Raw genomic sequence first — 7,325 nt, 5'->3', positions numbered from 1 at the left:
GCCACGACCTCGTTGGCGTTCATGTTGGTCGAGGTGCCGGCACCGCCCTGGACGACGTCCACGACGAACTGGTCGTGCAGCTTGCCGTCCCGGATCTCCCGGCAGGCGGCGACGATCGCTGCTGCCTTCGCCGGCTTCAGCAGCCCGAGCTCCTCGTTGGCGAGGGCGGCGGCCTCCTTGACCGCGGCAAGGGCATCGATCAAGTGCGGGTACGCGGAGATCGGCGTACCGGTGATCGGGAAGTTCTCCGTGGCCCGCAGGGTGTGCACACCCCAGTAGGCATCGGCGGGAACGTCCCGGTCGCCGAGCAGGTCGTGCTCGATACGGGTGACGGCGGTCATGGGCTGCAGGTCTCTCTCGGGAGGCATGGTGGGGGCCTTCCGCGCCGCTGCGTGGAAGGCCCCCGTGGTGTCACCTGTGTCGGTACCTGCTCAGAGCAGGCGGTCCTTCGCCTTGTAGTAGGCGCCGCCGAACGGCAGGAACCAGGGAGTGCCGTTGTAGAAGGGGACGGGCACCTTCGGGAAGCCGAAGCCGCGCATCGGGTTGGCCTCCGGATTGCCGTCCATCATCTCGGCGACCGCGCGGCCCATGTACGTGGCCATCTGCACACCGTGACCGCAGTAACCCATGGAGTAGTACAGGCCGTTCACCTCGCCCGCGTGCGGAATGCGGTCCCAGGAGAAGCCGACCATGCCACCCCACACGTAGTCGATGCGCACCCCCGCCAGCTGCGGGAAGATCTCCGTCATCTCCCGCTTGAGGATGTCACCGCTCTTGACGTCGGACGCCGGGTTGGACGGGGCGAAGCGGGCCCGGCCACCGAAGGCGAGGCGGTTGTCCGGCGTGAGGCGGATGTAGTTGCCGACATTCTTGTGGGCGACCAGCAGGCGGCCGTTGGGGATGAGCTCCTTGGCGCGGGCCTCCCCCAGCGGCTCGGTGACGATGATGAAGCTGCCGACGTTGATCAGCCGCTTGCGGAACCACGGCATCGAATTGTCGGTGTAGGCATCCGTCGCCGCCATGACCTGCTTGGCACGGATGGTGCCGCGCATGGTCTCCACCACGAAGCCGCCGCCAGGGAGGCGGGTGAGGCCGGTGGCGGCGTTGCGCTCGTGGATCTCGGCGCCGGCACGCTCGGCGGCGTCTGCCAGGCCGACGACGAACTTGCCCACGTGCAGGGCTGCGCCGAGCGGGTCGAGCAGGGCGCCGTGGTAGTGGTCCGAGCCCAGCTCGGCGCGCAGCTCGCTCTTGCTCAGGACGACCGTCTCGTGGCCGAAGTTCTCGGCCAGGTCGCGCTGCTTGGCGTGCATGCCCTCGAGGTGCTTGGGCTTGCAGACCAAGCCAAGGCGCCCGGCACGGTGGAAGTCGCAGTCGATGTTCTCCTTGACCGCGATCTCCTCGACGAGGTCCACTGCGACACGGAACGCGTCGTAGAGCTCGCGAGCACGTTCCTGCCCGTAGCGCTGGCGGGCCTGGGCCGGGCTGATGGTGATGCCGGGGTTGCAGTGGCTGCCGTTGCGCCCGGAGGCTCCCGAGCCGATCTGGTCCTTCTCGACGAGGACGACCCGGGCGCCCTTGCGGGCGGCGTGGTAGGCGGTGGACAGGCCGGTGAGGCCGCCGCCGATCACCACCACATCCGCCTCGTCGGGCAGGTCCTTCCCGGAACGGTCGGGCAGGGCGGGGGCTGTGTCCATCCAGTAGGGGATCTGCTTCATGGCGTGCGTCCTCTGTGTTCTCGGTCTGTTTCGCCGTGGCGCCGTCGGTCAGCAGCCGAGCAGCTTCGGCAGGCCCGACAGGTCGGGCAGCTCGTCGTACGGCTGGTAGTCGGCGCTGCCCTTGCGGCCGTAGCGGTTGATCCACACCCGGCGCTTCAGGCCCAGGTCGCGGGTCGGGATGTGGTCGTACTCCCAGCCCTGGGCGACGTGGATGACCTGCGACGACTCGACACCCATGGTCCGGAAGGCGTGCTTGAAGGTCTGGCGGTCCGGCTTGTAGGCGCCGGCCTGCTGGGCGGTGATGACGTAGTCGAACTCGACGCCGATGTTCTCGACGTTCCGCGCGATCAGGTTGTCGTCGGAGTTGGAGATGATGGCGATCTCGTACTTCGTCTTCAGCTTCCGCAGGGCGTCCGGGACCTCCGGCCAGGGGCCGAAGGTGGGGACGGCGTCCACGAGGGCCTCGCCGTCGGTCTCGCGGTACTCCAGGCCGTGCAGGCGCATGGCGTTGCGCAGGCTGGAGTGCAGGACCTCGTGGTAGGGGCGGTATGCCTCCAGGACGGCCTGGAAGCGCATGACACGGAAGTCGTCGAGGAACTCGTCGACGTCCAGGTTGTCCAGGTCGAGCCGGTCCTCCAGGACCTTCAGGGTGGTGGGACCGAGCTCGAAGTTGATCAGGGTGGCGTAGGCGTCGAAGGTGACGATCTCTCGCATGGTGTCCAGCCTTGCTCTCGCGGTTCTCTAAACGGGGGTGGGGACTTCAGACGACGCGTTCGCCGGGGGTGACGATCGCGTCGAGCACGGCCAGGTCGGCCGGGCTCGGTATCCAGTCGGCCGCCGCGGCGTTGGCGGTGACCTGGTGCGGAGTCATGGCGCCGCAGATCACGGAGCCGACGGCCGGCAGGGCCGCCAGTGCGCCGATCGCCACCTGGAGGAGGGTCAGGCCGCGTTCGGCGCCGTAGGCGGTGAGCGCCTCGACCTTGTCGAGGGCTTCGTCGGTGAGCCAGCCCTGACGCCAGGACAGGCGACTGCCGGGCGGGGGCTCCTCGCCGCGCCGGTACTTGCCGCTGAGCAGGCCGTTGGCCAGCGGGTAGTACGGCAGCAGGCCGACGCCGTGGCGCAGGCAGGCCGGGATCAGGTCCTGCTCCACGCCGCGGTCGAGCAGGTGGTAACGGTCCTGGGTGGACACGAAGGCGTCCGAGACCTGCTCGGCCGGGAGGTTGGAGCAACCGATGTACCGGATCTTGCCCTCGTGGACCAGCTCCTGGAGCGCGGCGACCGTCTCCTCCAGCGGCGTGACACCGTCCGGTTCGTGGTACTGGTAGAGGTCGATCCGGTCGGTGCCGAGCCGGCGCAGTGACGCCTCCACCGCGTACCGGATGTAGGCGCGGGAGCCACGCGGACCGTACAGGTCGGCCTCCCGGCTCATCTCCATGCCGAACTTGGTGGCCAGGACGACATGGTCACGGCTGCCCTTGAGCGCGGCGCCGAGGAGCCGTTCACCGTCGCCGCGGGAACCGCCCCGTTCGCCGGACCCGCCGTACATGTCAGCTGTGTCGAACAGGGTGATCCCGGCGTCGAGCGCGGCGTGGACGACGGCCTTCGTGCCGTCCTCGTCGAGGCGGGCGCCGAAGTTGTTTCCGCCCACGCCGACCACCGAGACGGTCGGGCCGCGCTCTCCGAGCGGGCGGTATCTCATGACCGGTTTCCGAAACCTATGCAGACGTTCTTGGTCTGCAGGTAGCTGGCCAGGCCTTCGAGACCCTTCTCCCGGCCCCAGCCGCTGTGCTTGTAACCGCCGAAGGGGAGCTCGACGCCGGTGCCGACGCCGGTGGCGTTGACATAGACCTGGCCGGCACGGATGCCCTCGGCCAGCCGCATCGCCTTGTCGATGTCGCGGGTCCACACGTACGAGGCCAGGCCGTAGGGACTGTCGTTGGCGATCTCCAGTGCCTCGTCCGCGTCGTCGAACTCGATGACCGTGACGACGGGGCCGAAGATCTCCTCGCGGGCACAACGGGCCTGGTTGTCCAGTCCGGTGAGGACGGTGGGCTGGACGTAGTAGCCGTCGGCCAGTTCGGGATCGGCGGGGGCGCCTCCGCCGGCCCGTGCCACGGCGCCTTCCTCGCGGGCCAGTTCCAGGTATCCGAGGACCCGGTCCCGCTGCCGCGCGGCGACGAGCGGGCCGACGTCCGGGTCGCTGAGACCGGGGCCGATGCTGAGGGAGGCGGCGTGCGCGACCAGCTTGTCCAGGAACTCCTCGGCGCCGCGCTGGAGCAGCAGCCGGGTGCCGGCGGAGCAGGTCTGCCCGGCGTTGCCGAAGGCGGAGGCGGCGACGGCGCCGAGCGCCGCGTCGAAGTCTGCGTCGGCGAAGACGATGACCGGGGACTTGCCGCCCAGTTCGGTGACCGAGGGGACCACGTTGGCGGCGGCCGCTTGGGCGACCTTGATGCCGGTGGGCACCGAGCCGGTGAAGGTGACCTGGTCGATGTCCGGGTGGCCGGCCAGGGCCGCGCCGGTCTCGCCGTCACCGGGGACGACGTTCAGGACACCCGGCGGGAGACCGCACTCCAGGGCGATCCTGCCGATTTCCAGCGGGGTCAGCGGCGCCTCCGGAGACGGCTTGAGCACCACCGTGCAGCCGGCGGCCAGCGCCGGGGCGGATCCCCTCGCGGTGTTCTGGAGGGGGTAGTTGAACGGGATGATGTGGCCGGAGACGCCGATCGGCTCGCGGACGGTGTAGTCGAGCAGGCCGGGGCCGAGCGGGACCGTCGAGCCGCCGAGCTTGTCGGCGACGCCCGCGTAGAACTCGAAGTAGCGGGCCGCCGCCTCGACATCCGCCTTCGCCTGGCGCAGCGGCTTGCCGACGTCCTGGCTCTCCAGGCGGGCCAGCCGTTCGCCCTGGTCGCGGATGGCCCCCGCGATCCGGTACAGGATGCGCCCCCGGTCGGCGGCGCGCATCCCGGCCCACTCAGGAGCCGTGAAGGCCGCGCGCGCGGCGGCCACCGCCTGGTCCACGTCCGCTTTCCCGGCAAGCGCCACCCGGGCGATGGCCGTGTCGTTCGACGGGTCGAGGACGGTGAAGGAGCGTCCGTCGGCGGCGGGGATCTGCTTACCGTCGATCAGCAGCTCGGTCAGCTGCAGCTCGTCGCTCATGGCTGGATCTCCCCCAGCACCTCGCCGAAGATGACGACCTCGTCGCCCGGGCGGACCGTGCGGATCCGGCGGACCCACAGCACGATGCCGTCCTGCGGCGCGGTGACCTCTTCCAGCGTGGTGCCGTAGTGGTCGGTGATGGTGGCGATCAGGTCGCCTTCCTTGCAGGTCTCCCCCGGCTCGGCGCGGGCGACGAAGAAGCCGCCGGAGGCGGAGCGGGCGAAGGTGCCGGAGACCGTCGTGTAGGTGTCCCGCAGCTCTGCCTCGCCGTCGATCATGCCGAGGCTGCGCAGGATGTTGCGGATCGAGTTCATGTGGTGCTCGACGTTGGTCTCGCGGTAGGTGGCGCCGCCGCACTCGATGGTGATGGCGGGCTTGCCGGCCTCGAGGACGGGGTGGCGGACCGTGCCGCCCCACTTGCCGCCCTTCCAGACCAGCTCGTGCCCGGCGGCCAGGGCCAGGTCCGTCGCCAGGTTCTCGTACCCGCCCTGGAGGATGACGAGGGGGGCGATCTCGCCGTAGGCGCCGCCGGTGTGCAGGTCGACCACGGCGTCGACGGCCGGCACGACCTGCTCGACGAAGGTGGCGGCCAGACGCTGCGAGTACGAGCCCTCGGCGTCGCCCGGGAAGATCCGGTTGAGGTTGAGGTGGTCGATGCCGCTGGCGCGGGCGGCCGCCTCGAAGGCCGGGGTGTTCAGGCAGGGGATGCCGACGACGGTGCCGCGCAGCGTGGCCGGCTCGATCTCGGCGAGCACGCGGCGGATGGCCTCCTGGCCGTCGTACTCGTCGCCGTGCACGCCCGCGTCCACACACAGGACCGGGCCGTCCTGGACGCCGTTGACGACGATCAGCGGAATGCCGAGCTCCACGCCGTAGCTGCTGGTGCCGACCGGGATGAGGCCGTGGGCACGCTCGCCCGGGGCGACGGTCAGCGGACCGATGGAGTACATGTGGTTCCTTCCCAAAACGTGGATCAGATGCGGGACGAGGCCTCGGCGAGGGTGCCGGCGATGATCGCGGCGATACGGTCGAGGACGGCGCGGTCGCTGATCAGCGGGGGCGCGATCTGGACCAGCGGCGCGGAGCGGTTGTAGACGCGGGCCAGCAGGCCGGCCTCGCGCAGCCGACGCGGGATCAGATCGCCGATCAGCTCGGTCCGGGCCTTGGCGCTGAAGGCGCCGTCGTCGAGGTCGCCGACGAGTTCGCAGGAGTAGAAGAACCCGGTGCCGCGGACGTCGCCGACGATCGGCAGGTCCTTGAGGGCCGCCATGCGCTTGGCCAGGTCGCCCTGGAGACCGCGGACGTTGTCCAGGATGCGGTCCCGCTCCATGATCTCAAGGTTGCGCAGGGCGATGGCCGTGCTCAGCGGGTGTCCGGCGAAGGTGTAGCCGTGGTTGAGGACCGCGCCGGGCCGGTTGATGACCTCGGTGACCTTGGTGCCGACCAGGGTCGCGCCCAGGGGGGCGTATCCGGCGGTGATGCCCTTGGCGACGGTGACCATGTCCGGGCGGGCGCCGTAGCGGTCCCCGCCGAACCACTCGCCGATCCGGCCGAAGGCCGTGATGACCTCGTCGGCGACGAGCAGGAAGCCGTACCGGTCGGCCAGCGCCCGCAACCCCTGCCAGTAACCCTGGGGCGGGGTGATGCAGCCGCCCCGGTTCTGCACCGGCTCGGCGATGAGCATCGCGACGGTCTCTGGGCCCTCGGTCAGGATCGCGGCCTCCAACTCCGCGAGCAGCCATGCCGTGTACACCTCGTCGTCTGCGAACTCCGGTGCGAGGCCGTAGCGGTTGGTGTTCGACACGAACCGGGTATCGATCGCCGGCGGGCCGTACGGCTCCGTCAGGCCGGGGTCGTCGTTGAACGACAGAGTGCCGATGGTCAGGCCGTGGTAGGCGCCGCGCCGGGCGATCGCCTTGGTGCGGCCCGGCTCGCCGCGCAGGACGTGGTAGCGGCGGGCTATCTTCCAGGCGGTCTCGACGGCTTCGGCGCCGCCGCTCGAGAAGAAGGTGTGCTCGATGTCGACGGGGGTGATCCGGGACAGCCGCTCCGCGAGTTCGATGGCCGAGGGGTGTGCGGACCCTGTCCACAGCGGGCTGTAGCACAGCTCACGCAGTTGCCGTTCGGCTGCCTCGGCGAACTCGCCGCCGTAGGAGTAACCGAGCTGACAGCAGTACAGACCCGACAGGCCGTCGATGTAACGCCTGCCGTCCGCGTCGTGGACGTACGGGCCCTCCCCTCGCTGGACGACGAGGAGGTCTTCGCCCTCGTCGCCGAGCGATCCGTTGGCGGTCATGTGCAGCAGCAGGTGCCGCTGTGCGGTGGCCGCGGTCAGCTGAGCGGCGGCGGTGGTGCTCATACGGCTTCGCCTCCGGGGTTGGCGACGCCGACCGTGTTCTCCACCGACAGCAGGGAGTCCTGTCGTCCGGAGCCGAGCCAGCGCACCAGGGCGAC

The 7,325-nt window shown here is 70.2% G+C and carries 7 protein-coding genes; all 7 read right to left on the bottom strand.

The window, feature by feature from the left end:
* The coding region (locus tag OO68_RS41330; RefSeq protein ID WP_033314656.1) for a lyase family protein at positions 1 to 341 on the bottom strand (341 nt) is incomplete at its 3' end.
* Positions 342 to 431: 90 nt separating this feature from the next.
* Positions 432 to 1,715: an NAD(P)/FAD-dependent oxidoreductase gene (locus OO68_RS41325; protein WP_033314655.1), complete on the bottom strand. Its 1,284-nt coding sequence runs from the start codon at positions 1,713 to 1,715 to the stop codon at positions 432 to 434.
* Between the two features lie 48 nt (positions 1,716 to 1,763).
* On the bottom strand, positions 1,764 to 2,429 hold the full coding sequence (locus tag OO68_RS41320) for a haloacid dehalogenase type II (protein WP_033314654.1): 666 nt from the start codon (positions 2,427 to 2,429) through the stop codon (positions 1,764 to 1,766).
* A 46-nt stretch (positions 2,430 to 2,475) separates the two neighbouring features.
* Positions 2,476 to 3,414, bottom strand: coding sequence for an aldo/keto reductase (locus tag OO68_RS41315; RefSeq protein WP_033314653.1), 939 nt, complete (start codon positions 3,412 to 3,414; stop codon positions 2,476 to 2,478).
* Complete coding sequence (locus tag OO68_RS41310; RefSeq protein ID WP_033314652.1) at positions 3,411 to 4,871, bottom strand: aldehyde dehydrogenase family protein; 1,461 nt, start codon at positions 4,869 to 4,871, stop codon at positions 3,411 to 3,413. Before OO68_RS41310 ends, OO68_RS41315 begins: the two co-directional genes overlap by 4 nt.
* The gene (locus OO68_RS41305) at positions 4,868 to 5,821 is read right to left on the bottom strand and encodes a succinylglutamate desuccinylase/aspartoacylase family protein (RefSeq protein WP_033314651.1); all 954 of its coding nucleotides are present in this window, start codon (positions 5,819 to 5,821) and stop codon (positions 4,868 to 4,870) included. Before OO68_RS41305 ends, OO68_RS41310 begins: the two co-directional genes overlap by 4 nt.
* Positions 5,822 to 5,844: 23 nt before the next feature.
* A complete protein-coding gene (locus OO68_RS41300) occupies positions 5,845 to 7,230 on the bottom strand; it encodes an aminotransferase class III-fold pyridoxal phosphate-dependent enzyme (protein WP_033314650.1) in 1,386 nt (461 codons plus the stop codon).
* Positions 7,231 to 7,325 lie beyond the last annotated feature (95 nt).

The organism is Streptomyces iakyrus (assembly GCF_000717055.1).
Classification (GTDB): domain Bacteria; phylum Actinomycetota; class Actinomycetes; order Streptomycetales; family Streptomycetaceae; genus Streptomyces; species Streptomyces iakyrus.
Note: the sequence above shows the minus strand (reverse complement) of the source record. Positions and strands in the feature narration are given on the sequence as shown.

Excerpts from the sequence above, each read along its gene's own strand:
- OO68_RS41325 (WP_033314655.1), bottom strand. The coding sequence starts at position 1,715 with ATGAAGCAGATCCCCTACTGGATGGACACAGCCCCCGCCCTGCCCGAC.
- OO68_RS41320 (WP_033314654.1), bottom strand. The coding sequence starts at position 2,429 with ATGCGAGAGATCGTCACCTTCGACGCCTACGCCACCCTGATCAACTTC.
- OO68_RS41315 (WP_033314653.1), bottom strand. The coding sequence starts at position 3,414 with ATGAGATACCGCCCGCTCGGAGAGCGCGGCCCGACCGTCTCGGTGGTC.
- OO68_RS41310 (WP_033314652.1), bottom strand. The coding sequence starts at position 4,871 with ATGAGCGACGAGCTGCAGCTGACCGAGCTGCTGATCGACGGTAAGCAG.
- OO68_RS41305 (WP_033314651.1), bottom strand. The coding sequence starts at position 5,821 with ATGTACTCCATCGGTCCGCTGACCGTCGCCCCGGGCGAGCGTGCCCAC.
- OO68_RS41300 (WP_033314650.1), bottom strand. The coding sequence starts at position 7,230 with ATGAGCACCACCGCCGCCGCTCAGCTGACCGCGGCCACCGCACAGCGG.